Source organism: Rhodococcus sp. NPDC059968, from assembly GCF_042738615.1.
Classification (GTDB): domain Bacteria; phylum Actinomycetota; class Actinomycetes; order Mycobacteriales; family Mycobacteriaceae; genus Rhodococcus_F.
On record NZ_JBHWUE010000047.1, the window covers coordinates 57905 to 82672 of the forward strand.

The window sequence follows — 24768 nt, forward strand, 5'->3', positions numbered from 1 at the left end:
ATGACATCCGCCACCGAAGAAGTCCGTTCCGAGAAGGGACTGGCGCGGGTCGCGCAGTCGCTGGCCGGCTGGACGGAGAAATGGTTTCCGGACGCCTACGTCTTCGCCCTCGTCGGCGTCTTCGTCGTCGCGGTGGCCGCGTTGGCCAACGGTTCGTCTCCGCAGACGGTCGTGGACGCGTTCGGTAACGGTTTCTGGGATCTGACGGCATTCACCCTGCAGATGGCCATGGTGGTGCTGACCGGGTACGTCGTCGCCACGTCCCCGCCGGTCGCCCGGCTGATCGATCGTCTGGCCATGGTGCCTCACACGGGGCGCACCGCAGTCAGTTTCGTCGCATTCCTGTCCATGTCGGTCTCCTTCCTGAACTGGGGGCTCAGTCTGGTGTTCGGCGGGCTGCTCGCCCGGGCGATCGCACGCCGATCCGACCTGAGAGTCGATTACCGTGCACTCGGCGCGGCGGCCTTCATGGGTCTGGGCGCCGTGTGGGCGCTCGGCATGTCCTCGTCCGCCGCGCAACTCCAGGCCACCGCCGCGTCCCTGCCGCCGGCGCTGCTGGAGATCACCGGCGTCCTCGACTTCGGGACCACGATCTTCACGTGGCAGTCGCTGCTGATGTGCGTGATCATCATCGCCCTGACCGTGGTGATCGCCCACTTCTCCGCGCCGAGGGGCGCGGCCGTCACCACCGCCCAGGACTTGGACGTCGACCTCGACGACCGGCCCAAGAAGGTGCCACCCCGATCGCGACCGGGAGAGTGGCTCGAATACAGCCGGATCCTGCCGGCGCTGGCCGGACTGATGACGTTGGGATGGCTCATCTCCCAGCTGATGACCAAACCCCTGCTCACCGTCGTCAGCAGCCTGAACGCGTACCTGCTGGTCTTCCTCATGCTGGGTTTGGTGCTGCACGGGACGCCGCGCAAATTCCTGCAAGCCGTCGCGCTGGCCGTCCCGGCCACGGCCGGCATCCTGGTCCAGTTCCCGCTGTACGCCGCGATGGCCGCGATCCTCACGAAGGCCGAGGGCAGAAACGGCCTCACCATCTCCGAGCACCTGGCCGAGTTCTTCACGAACATCGGCAGCGGCGGAGGCTTCACCGTCGTCATCGCCCTCTACACGGTCGTGCTGGGTCTCTTCGTACCGTCCGGAGGCGGAAAATGGCTGGTCGAGGCGCCCTACGTGATGCAGGCGGCCACCGATGTCGGGATGAACCTGGGCTGGACGGTCCAGGTGTACAACGTCGCCGAGGCCCTGCCGAACCTGATCAACCCGTTCTTCATGCTGCCCCTCCTCGCGGTGCTGGGGCTCAAGGCGCGCGACCTGGTGGGATTCACGTTCCTGCAGTTCATGTTCCACCTGCCGGTGGTCCTGCTCCTGGTGTGGCTGCTCGGAACGACGTTCGAGTTCGTACCCCCGGTGCAGCCCTCGACGCCGTGAGCCCGATTCGTGCAGGCCGTGAGAGGTCTTACTAACCCACGCTTTACCTCGAGAAATCTCGGTGAAACACCCCGTCCTTAGCGTATACAACCATGTCCACAGGGATGAATACGCCGCCGATCGAGTACTCCTTCGACACTCTGCTCGTCGCGAACCGGGGCGAAATCGCCTGCCGCATCATGCGATCCGCACACCTCCTCGGACTGAAGACGGTCGCGGTGTACTCCGACGCCGATTCGGCGGCCGCGCACGTCGAGATGGCCGACGTCGCCGTCCGGCTGGGCCCGGCCCCCGCCCACGAGTCGTATCTGCGAGCCGACGCCGTCGTGGAGGCCGCCCTGGCGACGGGCGCGGGCGCGATTCATCCCGGATACGGCTTCCTCTCGGAGAACGACGCATTCGCCGCGGCGGCGGAATCCGCAGGCATCGCGTTCGTCGGCCCCACCCCCGAACAGCTGCGCACGTTCGGGAACAAGCACACGGCACGCGAGGCCGCCCGCACCGTCGGCGTCCCGCTCGTCGCGGGCAGCGGCCTCCTCGACTCCGTCGATGCCGCCCTGTCCGCGGCCTCCGACATCGGCTACCCGGTGATGATCAAGGCGGTCGGTGGCGGCGGGGGCATCGGGATGCAGGCGTGCTTCGACGCCGCGGAACTCGGCGAAGCCTACGACCGCGTCCAGCGCCTCGCCCAAGCCAACTTCTCCTCGTCCGGGGTGTTCCTGGAACGCTTCGTCGCCCGCGCCCGGCACATCGAGGTGCAGGTGTTCGGCGACGGCCTCGGCCGCACACTGAGCCTCGGCACCCGCGACTGCTCACTGCAGCGCCGCAACCAGAAAGTGGTCGAGGAGGCCCCGGCGCCCGGGCTCTCCGACGGCGTGGTGGAACAACTCCTCAGCTCGTCCCGCAGTCTCGCGTCCTCGGTGAACTACCGGTCCGCGGGAACCGTCGAGTTCGTCTACGACGTGGACCGCGGCGAGGCGTCGTTCCTCGAGATGAACACGCGACTGCAGGTCGAGCACCCGGTGACCGAGGAAGTCACCGGGGTGGACCTCGTCGAGTGGATGCTGAGGCTCGCCCGCGGGGACAGTTCCATGCTCGACGGTCTGCCCGACTCCGGACCCGAGATCAGGGGAACCGCCGTCGAGGCCCGCATCTACGCCGAGGACCCCGGCCACGACTACCGCCCCAGTGCCGGACGACTCACGGGGGTCGAGTTCCCGGCTCACACGCGGGTCGAGACGTGGGTCGACACGGGCACCGAGGTAAGTGCCTACTACGACCCGATGCTCGCAAAGGTGATCACCCGCGGGCACCGGCGCACAGCGGCGTTCGCGGCTCTCGCGGAGGCACTCGCCGACACGCACATCTACGGGGTCCAGACCAACCTGCCCCAGTTGCGGCGGATCTGCGTCGCCGACACAGTGCTGGGTGCCGAGCACACCACGCAGTCGCTGGCCGACCTGCGGCCTACCGGCCGCCGCGTCGACGTGCTCCGCGCCGGGACGATGACCACCGTGCAGGACCACCCGGGCCGAATCGGATTGTGGGAGGTCGGAATTCCCCCGTCGGGACCGATGGACGACCTGTCGTTCCAATTGGTCAACACCGCCGTCGGCAATCCGGCCGGCGCACCGGGGCTCGAATGCACTCTGCAGGGGCCACAACTCGCGTTCTCGGACGCCACGGTGATCTGCGTGGGCGGCGCCGACACCCCGGTCACGCTCGACGGCGAACCGATCCCCCTGTGGGAACCGGTGGAAGTGCCGGCCGGGTCGGTCCTCGACGTCGGCACCCCGGCGGACACCGGCCTGCGCACGTACGTCGCGTTCCGGGGCGGCATCGACGCTCCGCTGTACCACGGCAGCGCGTCCACGTTCACGCTCGGCGGGTTCGGCGGCATCACGGGCAAGGCCGTCACCATCGGTGACGTGCTGGGTCTCTTCGACGACTCGCTGTTCGAGAACACCGCGGGCCTCGCTGCGCCGCACTCTGTCCCGGAGGACTCGCGGCCCGAGTTCACGCACGTGTGGCAACTCGCCGTCACCGAGGGACCGCAGCCGGCGCCCGCCTACTTCACCGACGCCGACATGGCGCAGTTCTACGACACCACCTGGAAGATCCAGACCCACGCGAACCGGACCGGCCTCCGACTCGACGGCCCCAAGCCGGTCTGGTCCAGGACCGACGGCGGCGACGCCGGGTTGCATCCGTCGAACCTGCACGACAACCCATACAGCGTCGGAGCCCTCAACGTCTCCGGCGACACTCCGATTCTGCTCGGCCCCGACGGCCCGAGCCTCGGCGGCTTCGCGTGCCCCCTCACCGTGGTCAAGGCACACCGGTGGAAACTCGGACAGATCCGCCCCGGCGACCGGGTACGTTTCCTTGCGGTCTCCGACGACGGTGCGCACGTGCTGCGGGCGTCGGATTCGTCTCGACGACTGAATGTTCCGCCCGCGGCCACCCGGTCGACGGTGTCCGACGGCGGGGTCCTCCGCCGGATCGCGCCCGTATTGGACCGTCCGGCGGTCGTGTACCTCCGCGGCGGCGACGACAACATCCTCGTCGAGTACGGGGACCGGGAACTCGACCTCGGGCTTCGCATGCGCGTCCACGCGCTGTCGGAGGCGCTGGTCCGACGCCGCGTTCCCGGCATCATCGACATCACTCCGGGGGTTCGCTCCCTGCACCTGCACTTCGACGCCGACGAACTTCCGGCCGGCCGGCTGCTGGACATCCTCCAGGACATCGAGGAACTGCTGCCGGCGACGCACGATCTGGTGGTCCCGAGCCGCACGCTCCGGTTGCCATTGTCGTTCGACGACCCGTCCATCGCGGAGGCCATCGACCGGTACCGCAGCGGTGTCCGCGACGACGCGCCATGGCTGCCGTCGAACACCGAGTTCATTCGGCGCATCAACGGATTGGACAGCGTCGACGACGTCCGGGACGCCGTGTTCGACGCCGAATACCTGGTGCTCGGGCTCGGCGACGTCTACCTCGGCGCGCCCCTGGCCGTGCCCCTCGACCCGCGGCACCGCCTGGTCACCACCAAGTACAACCCGGCGCGCACGTGGACGCCGTCCGATGCGGTCGGCATCGGCGGCAAGTACCTGTGCGTCTACGGCATGGAGTCACCGGGCGGCTACCAGCTGATCGGCCGCACCGTCCCCATCTGGTCCGGGTACCGGCTGCACCGCCCCTTCGACGAGGGCAAACCCTGGATGTTCCGGTTCTTCGACCGCATCGTGTGGGAACCGGTCACTCCGGAGCAATTGCGCGTGTATCGCGAGCAGGCTACGGCCGGGCGGTTCGACGCGGAGATCTCCGAAGGCACGTTCGCGTTGGCCGACCACCTGAAGTTTCTGCGGGACAACGCTCGATCCATCGCCGAGTTCGACTCCCGGCAGTCCGCGGCGTTCGAGGCCGAGAAGTCGGCCTGGCGCATGTCGGGCGAGTTCGACCGCGTCCAACAGGCGCCCACCCCCGAACCGACCGCGCGGGGCGAACTTCCGCCCGGAGCGGTCGTCGTCGAGGCGCCCATGGTCGGCAGCGTGTGGCGCGTCGAAGTCGAAGCCGGGCAGCGCATCGAACCAGGACAGAACGCCGTGGTTCTCGAGGCGATGAAACTCGAGATGCCGGTCACGTTCCGGTCCTCCGGAACGGTCCTCGAAGTCCTCGTGTCACCGGGCGCGATCGTCGAACCGGGCACCCCTCTCGTCGTGATTGGAGCAGAAAACTGATGACTGTCGATGCCGTGGACCGCGGACAGACCACCCTCTCGCCCACCGCCCGTGTCGAGGATGCCTTCCGGCGGATCGCCGAGGTCGACCGTCCCGAGGTGTGGATCACCCTCCGGTCCGCCGAGGACGTGCATGCGGATGCCGTTGCCGTGCAGACTCGTCTCGACGCCGGCAAGCATCTCCCCCTGGCCGGAAAGGTCGTGGCGGTCAAGGACAACATCGACGTCGCGGGACTGCCGACATCTGCGGCGTGCCCCGAGTTCGCCTACCTGCCCGGCGTCACCGCGACCGCTGTGCGCCGCCTGGTCGAGCAGGGCGCCGTCGTGCTGGGGAAGACGAACCTCGACCAGTTCGCGACCGGGCTGGTCGGGACGCGCAGCCCGTACGGCGCCGTCCGGTGCTCGTGGGATCCCGAGCGGGTGTCGGGCGGATCCAGTTCGGGTTCGGCGGTCGCCGTCGCGCTAGGCATCGCCGACATCGGAATCGGCACCGACACAGCGGGATCCGGTCGGGTTCCGGCCGCGTTCAACGGACTCGTCGGAATCAAGGCGACACTCGGCGTCATCCCCGCCGACGGCGTGGTTCCCGCCTGCGTCGACTACGACTGCGTCACCGTCTTCGCCACCGAACTCGACACGGCCGTGACCGCCGCCCGCATCATGTCGGGCCCGGCGAGCGCGGACCCGCGGAGCCGCGCGTGGCCGTCCGACGTCAGCCTGGCGGCGCCCGCGCAGCCGAGGGTCGCGATTCCCGCGGAAGCGAATCTCGCGCTGCTGACACCGGAGTACCGCGCGGCGTTCGTCGCCACGGTGGCGTCGTTGACGGACCGAGGTTTCGCCGTCGAGGCAGTCGACGTCTCCCCGCTCCTCGACGCAGCCCGACTCCTGTACGACGGCGCAGTCGTCGCCGAGCGGTACACCGCTGTCGGGCACTTCCTCGACACCGCACCGGCGGGCGCCGATCCGGTGGTCACCGCCATCGTCGAGTCGGCGAGGAAGCCGGCGGGCCACGAGTTCGCCGCCGACCTCGACACGCTCACCCGCGTCAAGGCGCAGACGCGGGAACTGCTGGCCGGTTTCGACGGCCTCCTGCTGCCCACCACCACCGAACACCCGACCATCGCTGCCGTGCAGGCCGATCCGATCGACATCAACCGGCGGATGGGCACGTACACGAACTTCTGCAACCTGCTCGACATGGCGGCCGTCGCGGTCCCGGGCGCCCCGACCGCCGCCGGCGAACCGTTCGGTGTCATGTTCGTGGTGCCGGCGTTCGCCGATCAGGTGGCCGTGGACCTCGCGGCCCGGCTCGTCGACGTGCCCGCGCCCACCCTCGTCGAGGACGGCGTGGAACTGGCCGTGTTCGGAGCCCACCTGCGCGGGCAGCCCCTGCACTTCCAGCTCGAAGACATCGGCGCACGATTCGTGGACACCGTCACCACCACGGACGCCTACCGGCTCACCGCACTCGCCACGACGCCGCCCAAGCCCGGCCTCGTCCGTCGCGGGCCCGGCGCGGGAGCCGCGATAGTCGGGGAACTGTTCCGGGTGTCACCCGCCGGCCTGGGCAACTTCCTCGCCGCACTGCCCGCCCCGATGGCACTGACGAGCGTCGAGTTGTCCGACGGCCGCGCCGTGGTGGGCTTCAGCTGCACCCACGACGCGGTCGACGGGGCCACGGACATCACCGAATTCGGCGGGTGGGTTGCCTATGCCCGTGAGTACTTGTCAACCGCCCGCGGTTGACAAGTACTCACGGGGCGAGGGCGGTGGCGGCCGGGGTCGAGCTACGGCCGATCAGCCTCTGCAGGTCACCGCTCTCGGTGTCGAGGGCCCCGACGGCCACTCCCGCATCGGAATCGGCGAGCATGCCCGCGATCGGTGCGGGCAGTCCGGCGCCCTCGAGCACGGCGGCGTACTCGGCCTGCGGAAGGTCCTTGTACGACACCGGCTTCCCGAGAACAGAGGAAATAACCTCGGCCAGCTCGCTGTACGTCAGGCGTTCGTCGCCGCCGAGTTCGTACACCTTGCCGGACTGATCGTCGGCAAGCAGGACCGCGGCAGCGGCCTCGGCGTAGTCCTTCCGTGCGGCCGCAGCGACGACACCCGTGCCTGCACTGCCGAACAGTGCCCCGGTCTCACGTGCGGCGGGAATGCTGCCGAGGTAGTTCTCCCAGTACCAACCGTTGCGGAGCAGGGCGAAGTCGATCCCCGACTCGGCCAGCTGGTCCTCGGTGCCACGGTGTTCTACGGCCAGTCCAAGAGGGGTGTTCTGCGCGTCGAGGACGCTGGTGTAGGCGATGAACCCGACCCCGGCTGCCTTCGCGGCGTCGATCACGTTGGTGTGCTGGGCAATCCGCTGCCCGATGTCGCTCCCCGAGACGAGAAGCAGTTTGTCGACGCCGGCGAGGGCCTTCTCCAGTGCGGCGCGATCGCCGTACTCCGCCTGCCGAATTTCGACTCCCTTGCCTGCGAGGTCCGCGGCCTTGGCCGGGGTACGGACCACGGCGACGATGTCGGCTGCGGGTACGCCCTTGTCGAGCAGTGCCTCGACGACGAGTCGACCGAGGTGTCCTGTTGCTCCTGTGACGGCGATGGTCATGACGAACTCCTAGCGCATGAGGGTATGAGTTGGCTGTTCAAGCTCACTTCCATCATGCACTAATTTTTCGTAAGTGCAAATGTTTACGTAAGCACTTCCTGCATGTGGGGTAGACTGGACGCATGTCCGAGCTCGCACAGCCAGCACAGGAAAGTGAAGACGTCACCCTCGAGGCCGACGTCTTCGCACGCGACTGCGCGTCGCGCGAGACCCTGCAGACCATCACCGGTCGGTGGGGCGTACTTGCGCTCGCGGCCCTGACCGAGGGGAACTACCGATTCAGTGCACTCCGCCGACGCGTCGACGGCGTCAGCGAGCGCATGCTGTCGCAGACACTGCAAGCACTCGAACGAGACGGCCTCGTGGTTCGCGACGTGCTCGAGGCCATTCCGCCCAAGGTCGAATACAGCCTGACACCGCTCGGCGCCGAGGTCGGTTCACGCCTCATCGGCCTGATCGAACTGGTCGAATCGCGCGTGCCCGACGTCCTCGCGGCGCAGGAGAAGTACGACGCCGGTCGCGGCGTCAGCTGAGTTCGTCGAAGTCGGTTTCCTCGTCGACGATGTGGACCGCGGCCTCCTCGGCCGACGCCGCTCCCCCGTCGATGCCGATATCGGACGCCACGAGGTCCTTCTCCTCGTCCTCGCCCACACCCTCGTCCTCTGCGACCAGCCGGCCCGACCGCAGCCGCCCGACCTCGTTGTCGTCGAGGATCTCCGCGTTGTCGTCATCTTCCAGAGCCGGGTCCGGCTCCTCCTCCGCGAGCCGCTGATCGAGGGTCTCCCCCTCACGCTGCTCGGCGGCCGTCGTCCCGTGCGCGTCGAGCCCGAGCGGCCTCTCCGGAGGCGAATACCCCTCGTCGAGAACGTCGTCCACGCCTCTGTCGACCAATGTGTCCTCCGGCTGCAACTGGTCCTCTTCGTCCAGGCTGTACTCGCCCTCGGATCCTTCTGGCGTGCTGTCCGGCATGGTCATCTTCCCCACGATGCCATCGCAGCGGGCAGTTCGCCATCGGATCGCGGAAGCGACTCGGTGAGAAACGAGAAGGGCCCGCACAGAGACTGTGCGGGCCCTTCTCGGTGTTCGGGTCAGAAGTTGATCATGTGCCCGGCGAGACCGTGGATGGCCTCCTGCAGGGCTTCGCTGAGCGTCGGGTGCGTGTGCACGTTACGTGCCAGCTCGTTGACCGTGAGATCCCACTTCTGGGCGAGGGTCAGCTCGGGCAGCAGCTCGGAGACGTCCGGGCCGATCAGGTGCCCACCGAGCAGTTCGCCGTACTTCTTGTCGGCGATCAGCTTGACGAAACCGGTCGGATCCCCGAGACCGTGCGCCTTGCCGTTGGCGGTGAACGGGAACGTCGCGACCTTCACGTCGTACCCCTCGTCCTTGGCCTGCTGCTCGGTCAGACCGAAGCTCGCGACCTGCGGCTGGCAGAACGTGGCCCGCGGCATCATCCGGTAGTCCTCGATCGGCAGCGTCTCGGCGCCGGCGATCGTCTCGGCTGCCACGACACCCTGCGCCTCGGCCACGTGCGCCAGCTGCAGCTTCATCGTGACGTCACCGATGGCGTAGATGTGCGGCACCGACGTCGCCATCGTGTCGGTGATGCCGATCGCACCACGATCGAGCTGCACGCCGGTCTTCTCGAGGCCGTAACCCTCGACGCGGGGCGCGAACCCGACCGACTGCATCACCTTGTCGACCACGACGGTCTCGATCTCGCCGGACTTGTTGTTCTTGATCGAGACGGTGACCTTGCTGCCGTCGTCGTCGATGCTCTGCACGGCCGCACCGGTCTTGATGGTGACGCCGAGCTTCTTGTACTGCTTCTCGATCTCCTTGGAGACGTCCGCGTCCTCGTTGGGCAGCGCACGGTCGAGGAACTCGACGATCGTGACGTCCACCCCGTAATTGGTCAGGACGTACCCGAACTCCATGCCGATCGCGCCGGCACCGACGATGAGGATCGACTCCGGGAGCTCGCGGGTGAGGATCTGCTCCTCGTAGGTGACCACGTTCTCGCTGAGCGAGGTGCCCGGCAGCAGCTTGGTGGTCGAACCGGTGGCGATGATGGCGTTGTCGAACGTCACCGTCTCCGTCCCACCCTTGGACAGCTCGACCGAGAGGGTGTTGGCGTCGGTGAACGACCCCTTGCCGTCGTACTCGGTGATCTTGTTCTTCTTCATCAAGAAGTGAACGCCCTTGACACGCCCGTCCGCGACCTTGCGGCTGCGGTCGTAGGCGGCGCCGAAATCGAAGGACGCCTCTCCCGAGATGCCGAACGTCTTGGCCTCTTTCGTGAAGAGATGCGCAAGTTCGGCATTGCGGAGAAGTGCCTTGGAGGGGATGCAGCCGACGTTCAGGCACACACCGCCCCAGTACTTCTGCTCGATGATGGCAGTGCTCAATCCCAGCTGTGCCGCGCGGATAGCAGCGACGTACCCACCGGGACCGGCTCCGAGGACAACGACGTCATAGTGTGAGGTCACGGTTGTTCAGGGTAGTCCCGTCCCGAATCGCTGTCTTCACGCGGTCGCGTTACCCGCGAGTAGCCTCATCCGTCACACCTTTCCCGCTGCGACCAGGCACGACACCGCCTGCAAGAATGGCGCCATGACGGATCCCTTCCTCTGGCTCGAAGATGTCACCGCGGAACGGTCACTCGACTGGGTGCGGGAGCGCAACGCCCGCACGCTCGCCGAGTACACCGAGAACGCCGAGTTCTCCGCGCTCGAGAGCCGGATATTGGACGTGCTCGACACGGACGACCGGATTCCCTACGCCGGCATGCGCGGCGAGTACCTGTACAACTTCTGGCGCGACGGCGACCACAAGCGCGGCATCTGGCGGCGCACCACCCTCGAGCAGTACCGTACCGACAACCCCGAGTGGGACGTCCTGCTCGACGTCGACGCCCTCGCCGAACGCGAGGGCGAGAACTGGGTGTGGGCCGGCGCCAGCGTGCTCCGACCCGAGCAGTCACGTGCCCTGCTGTCGTTCTCGCGTGGTGGCGCCGACGCGTCCGTGGTGCGCGAATTCGACATCGAGAAGCGCGACTTCGTCGGCGGCGACCACGCATTCGACGTCCCCGAGGCGAAGACCAGCATCAGCTGGATCGACAAGGAAACCGTTTATGTCGGGACCGACTTCGGCGAAGGCTCGATGACCGATTCCGGCTACCCGAGAATCGCGAAGCGCTGGCATCGCGGCACCCAGCTCACCGAGGCGGTCACCGTCTTCGAGGGCGAGACCACCGACGTGTCCGTCGGCGCGTCGTACGACGACACTCCCGGATACGAGCGGCACTTCGTCGGCCGGTCCATGGACTTCTACAACGCCGAGCGCTACCAGCTGCTCCCGGACGGGTCGAAGGTCCGGATCGACACCCCCGACGACGCGGGCTCGTCCGTGTACCGCGACTGGTTGACCATCCGTCCGCGCACCGACTGGGACGTGGACGGCACCGTCTATCCGGCCGGGTCGCTGCTCGCCGCGAACTACGCCGACTTCCTCGCCGGGTCACGGGAGTTGACACCACTGTTCACCCCGGACGAGCACACGTCCCTCGAGCAGGGAACGTGGACCCGGAACCACCTCCTCCTCGTGCGACTGTCGGATGTGCAGACCAAGCTGTCGGTGCTCACGCCGAACGACACCGGGTGGGAGGAGAAGCCTCTCGACGGCGTACCGGAACTCACGGCGAGCGGGATCATCAGCACCGACCCCCGCACCAGCGACAGCTTCTTCGTCAACTCCAGCGGATTCACGACGCCCGCGACGCTGCAGTACGGCACGGTCGGTGGACCGCTCGAGCCGGTCAAGCAGGCGCCGTCGTTCTTCGACGCGGACGGCATGTCGGTGTCGCAGCACTTCGCGGTGTCCGACGACGGAACCGAGATCCCCTACTTCGTGGTGCGCCGCGACGACGTCACCGGCCCCTGCCCCACCATGCTGTACGGATACGGCGGCTTCGAGAACTCGATGGTCCCGGGGTACAGCGGTTCGGTCGGGTTCGCGTGGCTCGAACGCGGCGGCGCGTACGTGGTGGCGAACATCCGGGGCGGCGGCGAGTACGGCCCGTCGTGGCATACCCAGGCGGTGCGGGAGGGTCGGCACAAGGCGTTCGAGGACTTCGCCGCGGTCGCTCGCGACCTCGTGACCCGGGGCATCGCCACGTCGAAGCAGCTCGGGATCCAGGGCGGCAGCAACGGCGGACTCCTCATGGGCGTCATGCTCACCCGCTACCCGGAACTGTTCGGGGCGATCGTGTGCCAGGTTCCGCTCCTCGACATGAAGCGGTACCACCTGCTGCTCGCCGGGGCGTCGTGGATGGCCGAGTACGGCGATCCGGACAACGCGGACGACTGGAAGTTCATCAGCGAGTACTCGCCGTACCAGAACACCGACGCGACCGCGGACTACCCGCCGATCCTCGTCACCACGTCCACCCGCGACGACCGCGTCCACCCCGGCCACGCCCGCAAGATGACGGCGCTGCTCGAGGAGCAGGGCCACGAGGTCTGGTACTACGAGAACATCGAGGGCGGGCACGGCGGGGCGGCGGACAACGCGCAGGCCGCGTTCAAATCGGCGCTCACATTCACGTTCCTGTGGGAGCAGCTCACCCGCCTGTGAGTACTTGTTAACGACGGGCGGTTAATAAGTACTCACGGGTCAGGTGTGGTCGTGGATCCACTCGACGATCCGGTCGACGGTGCCGGCCGGGTCGCGGATCCACCCGTTGTGGCCCAGCGGCTGCGGCTGGTGCCACAACGTGACGTCGGCGTTCGGGAGCTTCGCGAGGAGGTTCTTCGCCGCGGATTCCGGGGCCAGATCGTCACCCTCGACGGTCACCGACAGTACCGGCAATTTGAGCCGGGCGATGCGTTCCTCGTAGTCGATGTCGGCACCGTCGGGCTCGATCTTGCCGGTGCGGGCGAATCGCGACCAATCGGTGATCAGCACCTTCGACTGGCGCCCGAACCCGCCGATGTCGAGTTTGTCGCCGGGCCAGAACCCCGCGAGGTTGGCCGTCATCGACATCGCCGCGGCGCCCACCAGCATCCGCGGGGCATGGATTCCGGGGAACCCCCGGTGATACGGCGACCCGGACGCGACGAGCACGATCCCGCCGAGCCGACCGCGGATCCGCGCCGCATACATCACGCCGAGCTGACCCCCCATGCTGTGTCCCAGCAGGAAGGGCGTGGCGGCGGGAAAGCGCTCCCGCACCACTTCGAAGATCGCGGGAAAGTCGAGGGCCACCAGTTCGTGGTAACCGTACGTGCTGGCACTGCTCGGACGAGGACGACTGTCGCCCTGGCCACGGAGTTCCCCGATTGCCGCGTTGAACCCTCGGGACACGAGTTCCTCGGCGACGGGTTCGTAGTAGCCGGCGGGAATTCCCAGGCCGGGAAACACCACGATCACGGGGGCCTCGTCCGGGCCGGGAAACAGGCGAACCGGAGTTGTGGTTCCGTCGGGCATCTGGATCGGTACTGTCTCCACTTCGTCAGACTAGACGGCTCGACCCCCGCAGATCCGGGATCTGCGGGGGTCGAGTCTCTTCCGAGACCGGAGGCTACAGGCCGATCGACGCAGCGAGCATCGGCCACGACTTGTGCAGGTCTTCCTCCCAGTACGACCACGAATGCGTGCCGACGGGCCGGAAGTCGAACGTTGCGGGAATCTGCAGTTCGTTCAGCTTGTCCGCGAGCGCGTGGGTGCACTGGTTGGTGGCCGCCTCGATGGCGCCGCCGAGAATGATCTGGTTGGCGAGCGTTCCGACGTCGCCGTTGATCCCCGGTCCGTTCAGCTGGTCGCCGGGCCCGGGCAGTCCGGATCCGTTGCTGACGTAGATGTCCAGTCCGCGCAGCTTCTCCGCGTTGAGGTACGGGTCGTTGGCCGTCCAGCCGGGGCCGTCGACCGGTCCCCACATGTTGGACGTGTCGCCGCCGCCGCGCCCCTCGACGACCAGCTGTACGTACGTACGGCCGGGGTCCGTGCTGGTCATCGCGCAGCCGCTGTAGGCGCCGACGCTCTCGTACAGGCCGGGTGCCGACTGCGCCAGGCTCAGCACCGAACTACCCGCCATCGAGATACCGGCGATCGCGTTGACGCCGTTGGTGCCGAGCGCGGAGTCGACGATCGGCGGAAGTTCCTGCGTGAGGAACGTCGTCCACTTGTTGTTGCCCAGTTCCGGGTCGGTCTGCTCCCAGTCCGTGTAGTAACTGAACGCGCCCTCCATGGGCGTGACCACGTTGACGTTCTTGTCGGCGAAGAAGTCGACGACATCGGTCCTGGCCTGCCACGTGGCGGAGTCCTCGCCGCCGCCCGCCCCGTTGAGCAGGTACAGCGTGGGCCTCGGTGCGCTCGTGTCCGCGGGGGTGATCACCCGGAGCGGAATCTCCCGGTCCATGGAGGCCGAGTACACCTGCATGGTCGACTGCCGGTCGTCGATCTCGTCGGCGCTCACCAGGTGGGAGCCACCGTCCGCGACAGTGGCGTCTTCGGCCGGATCGGCGGAAGCGGACGCCTGGACTCCGAGGCACGGGATCGCCGCCGTCAGAGCGACCGCGAGCGCGAACCGCACCCCGTACCTACCCGCTGCAGTGCGGTTGACCATCGTTCTCCTTCGCTGCGACGTCACCTGCCCGACTCCGAAGAGGCGAGAGCTGGAGCCCACATGATGTCATGTGGACTCCAGCTCTCGTCGAGAAGTGGGGTCGAAACGGGGGTGCCCCTATCCCCCGACGGACCCGATGAATTCGATGAGCGAGGTGAGCGCTGTGAGCAGAGTCAGCAATCCGTCGGACATGGTATTACTCCTTTTCGACGCAGTGGATTTCGAACTCCCCCCGCGATCAGGGGCTCCGTCATTTGTACCCGAGTTTTCCTCTCGAATAAGCACAAAGTGGTAAACATTTGCGATCGTTGACTTAACGACGAACCCATGAATGAGCGCTGGCTACTTCTCAATTATCTCCAGAACATGCGCTTCTACCTGGACATATGCGGTCGCCACGACTTCCGGATCCACGTTCTCGTAATCGAAGAGCGACAGAACATACCTCGTTGCATTGTTTCCGGACTTTTTCTTGTCGTTGCCCTTGAATCAGCCAACAGAGAAACGAGACGTTCACGAATTCGAACATCTTCTTTTGCCATGGTGAAACGCGTCCGGTTTGCGTCTAAATTCACAACTTATTGGCAAAAATTCCTATTGTTACACCGAATCGGCCTTAAGTGTGGGATATCGAGTTCTTCGGCCCGGCGTGGACACGGAGATCGACCGAACCCAAGGCACGAACTCCGGCGGCATGGGGGCGGGGACTCAGGGTGAAAGACCAGGGTCGAGATCGGGGTACATCCCGATGTGCCGGCAGGTCCCGCCGAACAGAATGGAAGCATGACATTCGACAGCAACACTCCCCGCCAGTTCACCCGTTCCGACAACCAGAAGATGCTCGCAGGCGTCTGCGGCGGCATCGCCGAATACTTCTCGGTGGACGTCAACCTCGTACGGTTGCTCACCGTGGTAGCCACGCTGGTCACCGGCGGCACCGCGGCCCTCGTCTACCTCGCCGCCTGGATGCTGATGCCGGCCGGACTCTGACACTGACACTGACAGAACGTCTGTCCGCCTACGCGATTCCGTATTCGAAAACTATTCTTTCGCAACAACTCTCGAACAATGCAAATCACGACTCGGCGCAACCGGACAAGAAAGAGCCCGGGACACCAGATGGTGTCCCGGGCTCTTTCGGAGCACTTCGTGCCCGTGAGTGGTGCGCGAGTCCGAGGACTCCTCAGCCACTCACAGGAGGCGTAGCCGCCTTTAGAAGTCCATACCGCCCATGCCGCCGGTCGGGTCGCCCACGGGCGCTCCGGCCTTCTCCGGCTTGTCGGCGACGACGGCCTCGGTGGTCAGGAACAGAGCCGCGATGGACGCTGCGTTCTGCAGCGCGGAGCGGGTGACCTTGACCGGGTCGTTGATGCCGGCTTCGAGCAGGTCGCCGTACTCGTTGGTCGCGGCGTTGAGGCCGTGACCTGCGGGCAGGTTGCGAACCTTCTCGGCAACGACGCCGGGCTCGAGGCCCGCGTTGAAGGCGATCTGCTTCAGCGGTGCTTCGAGGGCGACGCGAACGATGTTCGCACCGGTGGCCTCGTCACCTTCGAGCTTCAGGTCGTCGAGCGCGGGAGCCGACTGCAGCAGAGCCACGCCACCACCGGCGACGATGCCCTCTTCGACGGCAGCCTTGGCGTTACGCACGGCATCTTCGATGCGGTGCTTGCGCTCCTTGAGCTCCACCTCGGTGGCAGCGCCGGCCTTGATGACTGCAACGCCACCGGCCAGCTTGGCCAGGCGCTCCTGCAGCTTCTCGCGGTCGTAGTCGGAGTCGCTGTTCTCGATCTCGGCGCGGATCTGGGACACGCGACCGGCGATGGCCTCGGGGTCTCCCGCGCCTTCGACGATGGTGGTCTCGTCCTTGGTGATGACGACCTTGCGTGCCTGGCCGAGCAGCTCGAGTCCGGCGGTCTCCAGGGAGAGGCCGACCTCTTCGCTGACGACCTCGCCACCGGTGAGGATGGCGATGTCGGCGAGCTGAGCCTTGCGACGGTCACCGAAGCCGGGAGCCTTGACGGCCACGGACTTGAAGGTGCCACGGATCTTGTTGACCACCAGGGTGGACAGGGCTTCGCCCTCGACGTCCTCGGCGATGATGACCAACGGCTTGCCGGACTGGATGACCTTCTCCAGCAGCGGCAGCAGGTCCTTGACCGTGGAGATCTTGGAGCTCACGAGCAGGATGTACGCGTCCTCGAGGACGGCTTCCTGACGCTCCGGGTCGGTGGCGAAGTACGCCGAGATGTAGCCCTTGTCGAAGCGCATGCCCTCGGTGAGCTCGAGCTGCAGGCCGAAGGTGTTGGACTCCTCGACCGTGATGACGCCTTCCTTGCCGACCTTGTCCATGGCCTCGGCGATGAGCTCGCCGATGGACGGGTCGCCCGCGGAGATACCAGCGGTAGCAGCGATCTGCTCCTTGGTGTCGATCTCCTTGGCGGTCTCGAGCAGACGCACGGTGACGGCCTCGACGGCCTTCTCGATGCCGCGCTTCAGACCCAGCGGGTTGGCGCCGGCAGCGACGTTGCGGAGACCCTCACGGACGAGAGCCTGGGCGAGAACGGTAGCGGTGGTGGTTCCGTCGCCGGCGACGTCGTCAGTCTTCTTGGCGACCTCCTTGACCAGCTCGGCACCGATCTTCTCGTAGGGGTCCTCGAGCTCGATCTCCTTGGCGATGGAAACACCATCGTTGGTGATCGTGGGGGCGCCCCACTTCTTCTCGAGCACGACGTTGCGACCCTTGGGGCCCAACGTCACCTTGACTGCGTCGGCGAGGGCGTTGAGTCCCCGCTCGAGGCCGCGACGGGCCTCTTCGTCGAACGCGATGATCTTGGCCATTGCGAAGTGATCCTCCGGATTGGGGGTGACACACAAGGCGACCGCTAGTCGGGTCGCCTCATTTACGCCTTCGGCCGAGTTCGGTGCCCGCGACGGACGACCAGGGGTGTCTTTGGTTCCCGGTCTCACCGTCCCGACCTGGCACTCACGTGTCGTGAGTGCCAAGTGCATTTTTAGCACTCGGACAGGGCGAGTGCAAGGTCGGGACGGAACCGGTGCGCCGGGCGATCAGCGCATCGCGCAGACCTGACCGGTGTTCACGTTGAACGCGAGGGACAGGGCACCGACGCAGTCGACGCCGTTCGCGTCGGCTGTCGCACCCGAACCCCAGCCGGCGATCGCGACGGTGGTGGTGCCGTCGGCCGCGCCGGAACGAGCGATGCCGCCGCCGAGCGCAAGCGCGTACGCCTGACCCGAGCCGGTCGACGCACCGAGCGACGTTCCGTACCCGTTGGCATACGTGGTGGCGCCGCTGTGTCCGTTCGCGACGCTCACCGCGGTGCCGCTGTCCGCGGCCATCGCGTGGGCGACGCCGGCCTCGGACGCCTTGGCGCCGCAGCTCGCGGTGTCCGACACCTGGACGTCGTTGGCCGACGGCGGGGAGACACAGTTGACGGGGGCGGCACCGGCGACGCCTGCGCCGGCCACCGAGATTCCCGCCGCGACGCCCAGACCCACGGCCATCGCCGCTCCCACACGTGCCAGCCGTCGGCCGAACAGAGACGAGATACGAGTACGAGAGGCCGACGCGGTCGAGGTGACGGGTGTGGAGACAGCGAGCATGGAAGCTCCTTCTGGGAACGTCGAATTGGAGGATTCGCCGCGAGAGTACCCGCTCACGGCCGGTTAGTCCCGGACCGCGGTCAGGCGAGTTCGTCGAGGAGCTTCGGCAGCTGCGCGACCGAGTCGACGACGTGGTCCGGTCGCTGCGGGGCGAGGTCCAGAATCGACTGGCGGAACTTGCCCGTCCGCACCAGCACGCCGGTCAGTCCCACCCGCTGCGCGGCCAGGACGTCACCCGTCAGATCGTCACCGACCATCATCGTCACGTCCGGTTGCGTGCCCATCAGATCGGTGGCGGTGAGGAACGCCGCGAGCGACGGCTTGCCCACCGAGACCACGTTGGTTCCTGCGACCTCCTCCATACCGGGGAGGTAGGTGCCCGTGTCGATGCGCAGCCCGTCGTGGGTGGCCCATGTGGTGCCCCGATGCATCGCGACGACGGGGATGCCGTCCAGCATCAGCTCGACCACGCGGCTGAGAGCGTCGTGGGTGAATTCCGGACCGGCGCCGCCGAGGATCACGACCTCGGGGTCCTCGTCGTCCAGTTCGATCCCGGACAGATCGGCCGTGATGTCGCCGCTGTTGAGGACCCAGGCCCGCGACCCGGGGTAGGTCGACCGGACGTACTCGGCGGTGAGCCGGGCCGCCGTGACGATCTCGTCGGAGTCGGCCTCGATGCCCGCCGACCGCAGGGCGTCGGCGATCTCGTCGCACGTCCGGGACGTCGTGTTGGTGAGGTAGGCGCACGCGAGTCCGCGCTCGCGCACCTCCCGCACCGCGGCGGCGGCACCGTCGATCGGATGCCACGAAGTAACCAGCACTCCGTCGATATCGAGCAGGACACCCTCGACCCCAGCCATGACAGGAGCCTATCCGCGCGGCTCGGCCGGCGTCACTGCGGAGCCCGGCTCGGCCGGCGTCACTGCCGAGCCCGGCTCGGCCGGCGTCACTGCCGAGCCCGGCAGACGAGGACTGGGCAGGGAGCGTGGTGCACCAGATTCTGGCTGACGGATCCGAGCAGGGCACCCATCACCTTGCCCCGGCCGTGGCTTCCGACCACCAGCAGTTGCGCCGTCGTCGCGTGCCGCAGGAGGACGTCGGCGGACACCCCCTGTGTCGTCACCTCGTTCACCGGCACGTCCGGGTACTCGTCCCGGATGCCGGCGAGGCATTCGGACACGACGGCCTTCTCCCCTTCCTCGTAGGCGGTCCAGTCCACGTACTTCGACGCGTGCGCGAGCCCGTGCTGCTTCTCGCCGCTCCACGCGTGCACCACGTCCAGACCGACGCCGAACGCGGACGCGAGCGCGAACGCCTCCTCGACGGCCTTCTCGCTGACCTGGCTGCCGTCCACGCCGACGACGATCGGGCGGGTGTCCGGCGACGCCGTCGCGGGCGCTCCGCGGACGACCGCGACCGGGCTGTGCGCGTGATTGACCGTCCGGAGCACCGTGGACCCGAGGAGGTAGTCGGTGACCGCGCCCGCACCCTGCGCGCCGAGCGCCACGACCCGCGCCGCCCTCGACAACTCGATCAGGTGGGACGCCGCCGTCCCGGATCGGACGTCACGCTCGACGGCGAGTCCAGGATGGTCCTGCAGGACGGCGGCGGTGGTGGCGTCGAGCATCGAGTTGCCGTCCTCGCGCAGTTCCTGGATGAACTGGGCGTCGATCATCATCGCGGTGCCGTTGTAGAACGTGGCCTCGTCCGGGTAGGTGTGGGCGAGCAGGAGTGGGGCGTCGAGCCGGACCGCCGTGCCCGCGGCCCAGCGCGCCGCGACGAGCGCCGCGCGTGAACCATCGATACCGACGACCACGGGCGCCCCTGCATGTTCGCTCATATCTCTCTCCCTCTACGGCTCGAGAACTGCTGCACCGCTGAACTTTCCGTCGGCCAGGTCACGCAGGGCCCGGTCGGCGCGGTCGAGTGGGTACGGATGGATGTCGATACTCAGCCGGTGTTCCGCTGCGATGCGCAGGAATTCGACGGAATCCGAACGGGTATTGGCGGTGACGCTGCGGATCTGCCGCTCCCGGAACAGATGCCTCTGATACTCGAGCGCGGGAATGTCGGAGAGGTGGATCCCCGCGACGGCGAGGGTGCCGCCGTCCGCGAGCGCCTCCATCGCCACGGGCACCAGATCGCCTACCGGGGCGAACAGAATCGCGGAGTCGAGGGGTTCCGGCGGCACGTCGCGCACTCCCTGCACCGACGCCGCCCCGAGTCGCTGCGCCAGCGCACGGGCCTCCGCCCCACGCGTCATGACGTGCACCCGGGCGCCGCGGATCGACGCGACCTGGGCGGTGAGGTGCGCGCTCCCGCCGAATCCGTAGATGCCCAGCGCACCGCCGTCCGGGACCGCGGCGCGTTCGAGTGCCCGGTAGCCGATGATCCCGGCGCACAGTAGTGGTGCGAGTTCGGTGTCCGTGTAGCTCTCCGGCAGGTGCAGCGCGTAGTCGGCCGGGACCGTCGCGAATTCGGCGTATCCACCGTCCGTATCCCACCCCGTGTACTGCGACTGCCTGCACAGGTTCTCCGCGCCGCGCACGCAGGCCGCGCAATGTCCGCAGGTGTGACGCAGCCAGGCGATACCCACCCGGTCGCCGACAGCGAAAGACCCCGACGCCGAATGACCCAGTGCGGCAACCTCCCCCACCACCTCGTGGCCGGGAATAACCCGGGGCCGGTGCACGGGCAGATCCCCCTCGGTTACGTGCAGGTCGGTGCGGCACACCCCGCACGCCAGAACCCTCACGAGAAGTTCGCCCGGTCCCGGCTCGGGAACGGCCTCACGTCCGAGTTCCAGGGGGTGGCCCGCGACGGGGCCCGGCGCGACCACGCGCCACGCGGCCATCGTTCCGGTTCCGTCCTGCGCCGCCGCCATACCCCCCACAATGCCCGTGCGGGGTGGCCATCGCCAGGACCCGGAGGCACGTGTCTCGATGACATGGTGTCGCGGCGAAGACCCGGCCGGACCGTCCCCGGCAACTAGGCTCCCAGACATGGACCTGCGCGGTGAAGACCTGTTCACGGTGGCGGGGTCGCTGGCCGAGCTGATCGGCGCGCCGATCACGATCGAGGACGAGAACTCGACGGTTCTGGCCTATTCGAGCGGCGAGCAGGCCGTGGACCAAGCCCGCATCGAGACCATCCTGGGACGGCAGGTGCCCGGGAAGTACCGGCAGCTCCTCGAGGACGCCGGCGTCTTCGAGCGACTGCACCGCGACACCGACGTCTTCTACGTGGACATGCGGATGCCGAACATGACTCCCCGCGCGGTGATCGCGGTGCGGGACGCGGGACGATCGGTCGGGTCTATCTGGGCGGCGATGACGTCCGCCCCCAGCCCGGAACAGGAATCGATCCTGCGGTCCGCGGTCCCCGTCGTCGCCGAACACATCGCGGCGGAGCGGGAACGGGTCGACGTGACACGCCGGATGCAGGTGGATCGGGTCCGTGCGCTGATCAACGGTGGCGAGCCCGCCTTCCGCGCCGCCGACGACCTCCGGCTGGAGGGAAGGCTGACCGTCGCGGCCGCCGCCCCGGTCGCGATCGGGCGCTCGCTGCCGTCCGGCTTGCTCGCCTCCCTCGGCCTGTACCTCGACACGTTGGCGGTCGATTCGGTCGCCGCCCAGCTCGACGACGTCATCTATGTGGTCATCGCCGCATCGGAGAAGGACGTCCGGCGCCTCGCCGAGAATTTCCTCGGTCGCGCCCGCAGCGGGGCCGCGTTCGTGGTCGCCGTCGGACGCGAAGTGACTACGGCCAGCCAGGCTCACCTGTCGCGCGGGGACGCCGACCGGGTCCTCACCGTCCTGCAGCACGCCCGGACCGGCGGTGTCGTCGGGACCATGCGGGACAGTCTCGCGTCTGTGCTGGCGTTGCGCGTCGCAGACATCCTCGACGGCCTCGGCGAGCTCACCCCGCTCGCCGCGCTGACCCGGCACGACGAGCAGCACGGGACCGATCTCGTGGCCACGGCCCGCGCCTTCCTGGCCCACGGCGGCGATGTCGCCGATGCGGCGGCCGCACTGCACGTGCACCCCAACACCCTGAGGAACCGGCTGCGACGCTGCGTCGATTCGTGCGACGTGGACCTGACCGACGCGGACACCCGGCTCATCCTGATGCTGCATCTGAAGCTGACGGGACTGCGGAATATGTGACCCCTGGCCGATTGCACAGGGGTCGCTGTCGGGGACTGGCCGAACGGCTACTCCCCCGGCGTCGTCGCCGACCGATGATGGACTCATGAGCACAGTGCAGCGCCCTGACCATGTCGCGATCGTCGGAGCAGGCGTCGTCGGATTGTCCACGGCGTGGTTCCTCCAGGAGCGTGGCGTGCGCGTCACGGTCGTCGATCGTGAGAGTGTCGCGTCGGACGCGTCCTGGGGCAACGCGGGTTGGCTCGCACCGGCATTGACGCTGCCGCTGCCCGAGCCCGCCGTACTGAAGTACGGGCTGCGCGCGATGTTGAATCCGTCGTCGCCGGTCTACGTTCCCTTCACCACCGATCTGCGCCTGGTGCGTTTCCTCGTCGGCTTCGCCCGGCACTGCACGCCCTCCCGGTGGGAGGACGCGATGAAGGTGTACGCGGAGGTCAACCGGATCTCACTGGGCGCCTACGACGAACTCGCAGACGGCGGCGTGCGGGAGCACACGCATCTCGCCGACCCGTTCCTCACCGCGTTCAAGTCGGACGAGGACCGCGAAGCGCTCGTCGACGAGTTCCGCCACGTCGAGGCCGCCGGCGGGGAGGTCGAATACGACCGCGTCGACAGGGACGAGATCCACTCTCTCGAGCCGAGTCTCGGCGACGGCGTGCACTCCGGTCTGAGGCTGCGCAACCAGCGCTTCATCGACCCGCCGCGCTTCGTGCATTCACTCGCCGACGCCGTCCGGGCCCGCGGCGGCGAGATCAGGTCCGGTTTCGACGTGACGGCAGTGCAGGACCGGGGACAGTCGGGGGTCCGCCTGGTCTCGGCGGCTGGCGACGCGGTAGCCGCCGATGCCGTCATCATCGCCAGCGGCGCACGCCTCAATACTCTTGCCCGCCCGTTCGGTGTCCGCGCCCTGGTGCAGGCCGGCCGCGGCTACAGCTTCAGTGTCCAGCCCGAGCAGATGCCGAAGAACCCGATCTACTTCCCCACCCAGCGAGTGGCGTGCACGCCGCTGCACGACCGTTTCCGCGTCGCCGGGATGATGGAATTCCGCAGTCCCGACGCACCTCTCGACCCGCGCCGGGTCCAGGCGATCATCGAGGCCGCGACGCCCATGTTCACCGGCATCGACTGGGAATCGCGTCAGGAGGAGTGGGTCGGATCCCGGCCCTGCACCACCGACGGACTTCCGCTCGTCGGCGCGACCCGCTCCCCCCGCGTGCACGTGGCGGGCGGTCACGGAATGTGGGGCATCGCCCTGGGCCCGCTCACCGGGCGCATGATGGCCGACTCCATGACCGGCGGCGAGGTTCCCGGCGTCATGCGGCATTTCGACCCGCTGCGCTGAGCACGGCTCAGGAACGGGCCGCCCAGAATCTGCGCAATTCGACGACCAGTTCGCGCGAACGCTCGTCGGGGAAGAACAACTTGCCACCCCGGATCTCCACGACTTCCCGCGCTCCCGGGATGAGGTCGCGCAGCCAGTAGGCCCACGTGGTCCGGAAGAACACGTCTCCGGTGCCCCACACGACGAGTGTGGGCACCTCGAGTTCCGCGAGGTCCGGCTCGACCGCGAGCAGGTCGCGTGGATGGAGGGAAGCGATCCAGCGCTGGAAGAGCAACGCTCGGTCGCGGGTGCCCAGCAGCGGCTCGACGTACGCCGCCACGACTTCCTCCGGAAGTGATCGCACGTTCTGATACCCACTGCCGTACAACATTTTACGGGCCCTCGACACGTTCCTCGCCAGCGGTGGCGCAAGCCGGGCGAGCAGTCCCGCCCGGGCGAGCAGCACGGCGGGAAGGAACGCCTTCGGCGGCACGTTGTCATGGGTTTCGCAGTTCGTCAACGTCAGCGACGACAACCTGTCGGGGTGCCGGGCCGCGAAGATCTGCGCGACCGCACCGCCGGTGTCGTTGGCAACGACGTCGACCTTTTCCAGTCCCAGCGCGTCGCACGTGGCCGCGACGACATCGGCCAGTGCGCCCAGCGTGAAGTCCTGATCGGGCGCGGCGGGGGTGTGACCGTGCAGCGGAAGGTCGAGGGCGACGCACCGTCGTTCTCCCTCGAGCTGACGGATCGCGTTGCGCCAGAGGTAGCCGGAGGTTCCGACGCCGTGAATGAAGAACGCCACACGGCCGGTGCCGGAATCGAGGTAGCTCACCGGACCACGGTCCGTGTCGACGGTCTTCCTGCGTGTGTCGAACTCCGCGAGAGTCATGAGGACCATCTCCTGCATTCCACGGTAGTTCGCAAGGTTCGAGCCATCAACGGGACCGTCGAGCACCCCGGTCAGTCCAGCTTTCCCACCACCGACTCCGCGCTCGCGACCAGAGCGCCGGACGAGGCGAGGACGACGGCGGCCTCGATCTCCGGCGCGAGGTGACGGTCGGTCCCCGGTCCGGCGACCTGCTCACGGATCGTGTCCCGCACCGCACCCGTCGCCGGCGACGGCGCCAGCGGGGCACGCAGGTCGAGCGCACGGGCGGCCGTCAACGCCTCGATCGCGAGCACCCGGGTCAGTCCGTCGACCGCCCGGCGCAGCTTCCGCGCCGCCGACCACCCCATCGACACGTGGTC

Annotated in this window: 20 protein-coding genes; 8 read left to right on the forward strand and 12 right to left on the reverse strand. The window is 67.7% G+C overall.

What is annotated here, in order from left to right:
• The 3 genes from ACFWAY_RS31125 to atzF all read left to right on the forward strand — a co-directional run bounded on the left by ACFWAY_RS31125 (position 1) and on the right by atzF (position 6928).
• Entirely contained in the window at positions 1-1440 is a 1440-nt protein-coding gene (locus ACFWAY_RS31125; protein WP_378513244.1) for a short-chain fatty acid transporter, read from the forward strand.
• Between the two features lie 92 nt (positions 1441-1532).
• Positions 1533-5183, forward strand: a complete 3651-nt coding sequence (gene uca, locus ACFWAY_RS31130; protein WP_378513245.1) for an urea carboxylase — start codon at positions 1533-1535, stop codon at positions 5181-5183.
• The gene (atzF, locus tag ACFWAY_RS31135; RefSeq protein ID WP_378513246.1) at positions 5183-6928 is read left to right on the forward strand and encodes an allophanate hydrolase; all 1746 of its coding nucleotides are present in this window, start codon (positions 5183-5185) and stop codon (positions 6926-6928) included. The genes uca and atzF overlap by 1 nt, the downstream gene beginning before the upstream one ends.
• A gap of 7 nt (positions 6929-6935) precedes the next feature.
• Here the strand turns inward: atzF and ACFWAY_RS31140 are convergent, their stop codons facing one another.
• Positions 6936-7784, reverse strand: coding sequence for an SDR family oxidoreductase (locus ACFWAY_RS31140; protein WP_378513247.1), 849 nt, complete (start codon positions 7782-7784; stop codon positions 6936-6938).
• Positions 7785-7906: 122 nt separating this feature from the next.
• On the opposite strand from ACFWAY_RS31140, the gene ACFWAY_RS31145 reads away from it, so the two are divergent.
• Positions 7907-8317, forward strand: a complete 411-nt coding sequence (locus ACFWAY_RS31145; RefSeq protein ID WP_378451863.1) for a winged helix-turn-helix transcriptional regulator — start codon at positions 7907-7909, stop codon at positions 8315-8317.
• On the opposite strand, the gene ACFWAY_RS31150 is transcribed toward ACFWAY_RS31145, so the two are convergent.
• Positions 8310-8759, reverse strand: coding sequence for a DUF5709 domain-containing protein (locus ACFWAY_RS31150; RefSeq protein ID WP_378513248.1), 450 nt, complete (start codon positions 8757-8759; stop codon positions 8310-8312). The two genes, ACFWAY_RS31145 and ACFWAY_RS31150, sit on opposite strands and share 8 nt — an antisense overlap.
• A gap of 113 nt (positions 8760-8872) precedes the next feature.
• Complete coding sequence (gene lpdA, locus ACFWAY_RS31155; protein ID WP_378451861.1) at positions 8873-10273, reverse strand: dihydrolipoyl dehydrogenase; 1401 nt, start codon at positions 10271-10273, stop codon at positions 8873-8875.
• A gap of 67 nt (positions 10274-10340) precedes the next feature.
• Between lpdA and ACFWAY_RS31160 the strand changes: the two genes are divergently transcribed.
• Positions 10341-12419: a prolyl oligopeptidase family protein gene (locus tag ACFWAY_RS31160; RefSeq protein ID WP_378513255.1), complete on the forward strand. Its 2079-nt coding sequence runs from the start codon at positions 10341-10343 to the stop codon at positions 12417-12419.
• Between the two features lie 39 nt (positions 12420-12458).
• On the opposite strand, the gene ACFWAY_RS31165 is transcribed toward ACFWAY_RS31160, so the two are convergent.
• Entirely contained in the window at positions 12459-13292 is an 834-nt protein-coding gene (locus tag ACFWAY_RS31165) for an alpha/beta fold hydrolase (protein WP_378513249.1), read from the reverse strand.
• A 73-nt stretch (positions 13293-13365) separates the two neighbouring features.
• On the reverse strand, positions 13366-14409 hold the full coding sequence (locus ACFWAY_RS31170) for an alpha/beta hydrolase (protein ID WP_378451859.1): 1044 nt from the start codon (positions 14407-14409) through the stop codon (positions 13366-13368).
• A 783-nt stretch (positions 14410-15192) separates the two neighbouring features.
• Between ACFWAY_RS31170 and ACFWAY_RS31175 the strand changes: the two genes are divergently transcribed.
• Positions 15193-15399: a PspC domain-containing protein gene (locus ACFWAY_RS31175; protein WP_378513250.1), complete on the forward strand. Its 207-nt coding sequence runs from the start codon at positions 15193-15195 to the stop codon at positions 15397-15399.
• 222 nt (positions 15400-15621) lie between these two features.
• On the opposite strand, the gene groL is transcribed toward ACFWAY_RS31175, so the two are convergent.
• The 5 genes from groL to ACFWAY_RS31200 all read right to left on the reverse strand — a co-directional run bounded on the left by groL (position 15622) and on the right by ACFWAY_RS31200 (position 20884).
• Positions 15622-17247 (reverse strand): chaperonin GroEL, encoded by a 1626-nt coding sequence (groL, locus tag ACFWAY_RS31180; protein ID WP_378451854.1) that lies wholly within the window; start codon positions 17245-17247, stop codon positions 15622-15624.
• Between the two features lie 228 nt (positions 17248-17475).
• Entirely contained in the window at positions 17476-18030 is a 555-nt protein-coding gene (locus ACFWAY_RS31185) for a DUF6764 family protein (protein ID WP_280779831.1), read from the reverse strand.
• Between the two features lie 80 nt (positions 18031-18110).
• Positions 18111-18890, reverse strand: a complete 780-nt coding sequence (locus ACFWAY_RS31190) for an HAD-IIA family hydrolase (protein WP_378451853.1) — start codon at positions 18888-18890, stop codon at positions 18111-18113.
• 86 nt (positions 18891-18976) lie between these two features.
• Positions 18977-19870, reverse strand: coding sequence for a universal stress protein (locus ACFWAY_RS31195; RefSeq protein ID WP_378451852.1), 894 nt, complete (start codon positions 19868-19870; stop codon positions 18977-18979).
• 12 nt (positions 19871-19882) lie between these two features.
• The gene (locus tag ACFWAY_RS31200; protein WP_378451927.1) at positions 19883-20884 is read right to left on the reverse strand and encodes a zinc-binding alcohol dehydrogenase family protein; all 1002 of its coding nucleotides are present in this window, start codon (positions 20882-20884) and stop codon (positions 19883-19885) included.
• A gap of 148 nt (positions 20885-21032) precedes the next feature.
• Between ACFWAY_RS31200 and ACFWAY_RS31205 the strand changes: the two genes are divergently transcribed.
• Together ACFWAY_RS31205 and ACFWAY_RS31210 are read left to right on the forward strand one after the other, a co-directional pair.
• Complete coding sequence (locus ACFWAY_RS31205) at positions 21033-22196, forward strand: helix-turn-helix domain-containing protein (RefSeq protein ID WP_378513251.1); 1164 nt, start codon at positions 21033-21035, stop codon at positions 22194-22196.
• Between the two features lie 25 nt (positions 22197-22221).
• Positions 22222-23538, forward strand: coding sequence for an NAD(P)/FAD-dependent oxidoreductase (locus ACFWAY_RS31210; RefSeq protein WP_378451926.1), 1317 nt, complete (start codon positions 22222-22224; stop codon positions 23536-23538).
• Positions 23539-23545: 7 nt separating this feature from the next.
• Here the strand turns inward: ACFWAY_RS31210 and ACFWAY_RS31215 are convergent, their stop codons facing one another.
• Positions 23546-24409 (reverse strand): alpha/beta fold hydrolase, encoded by an 864-nt coding sequence (locus ACFWAY_RS31215; protein ID WP_378513252.1) that lies wholly within the window; start codon positions 24407-24409, stop codon positions 23546-23548.
• A 71-nt stretch (positions 24410-24480) separates the two neighbouring features.
• Positions 24481-24768, reverse strand: a 288-nt coding sequence (locus ACFWAY_RS31220) for an aromatic amino acid lyase (protein WP_378513253.1), incomplete at its 5' end; no start/stop codon positions are given.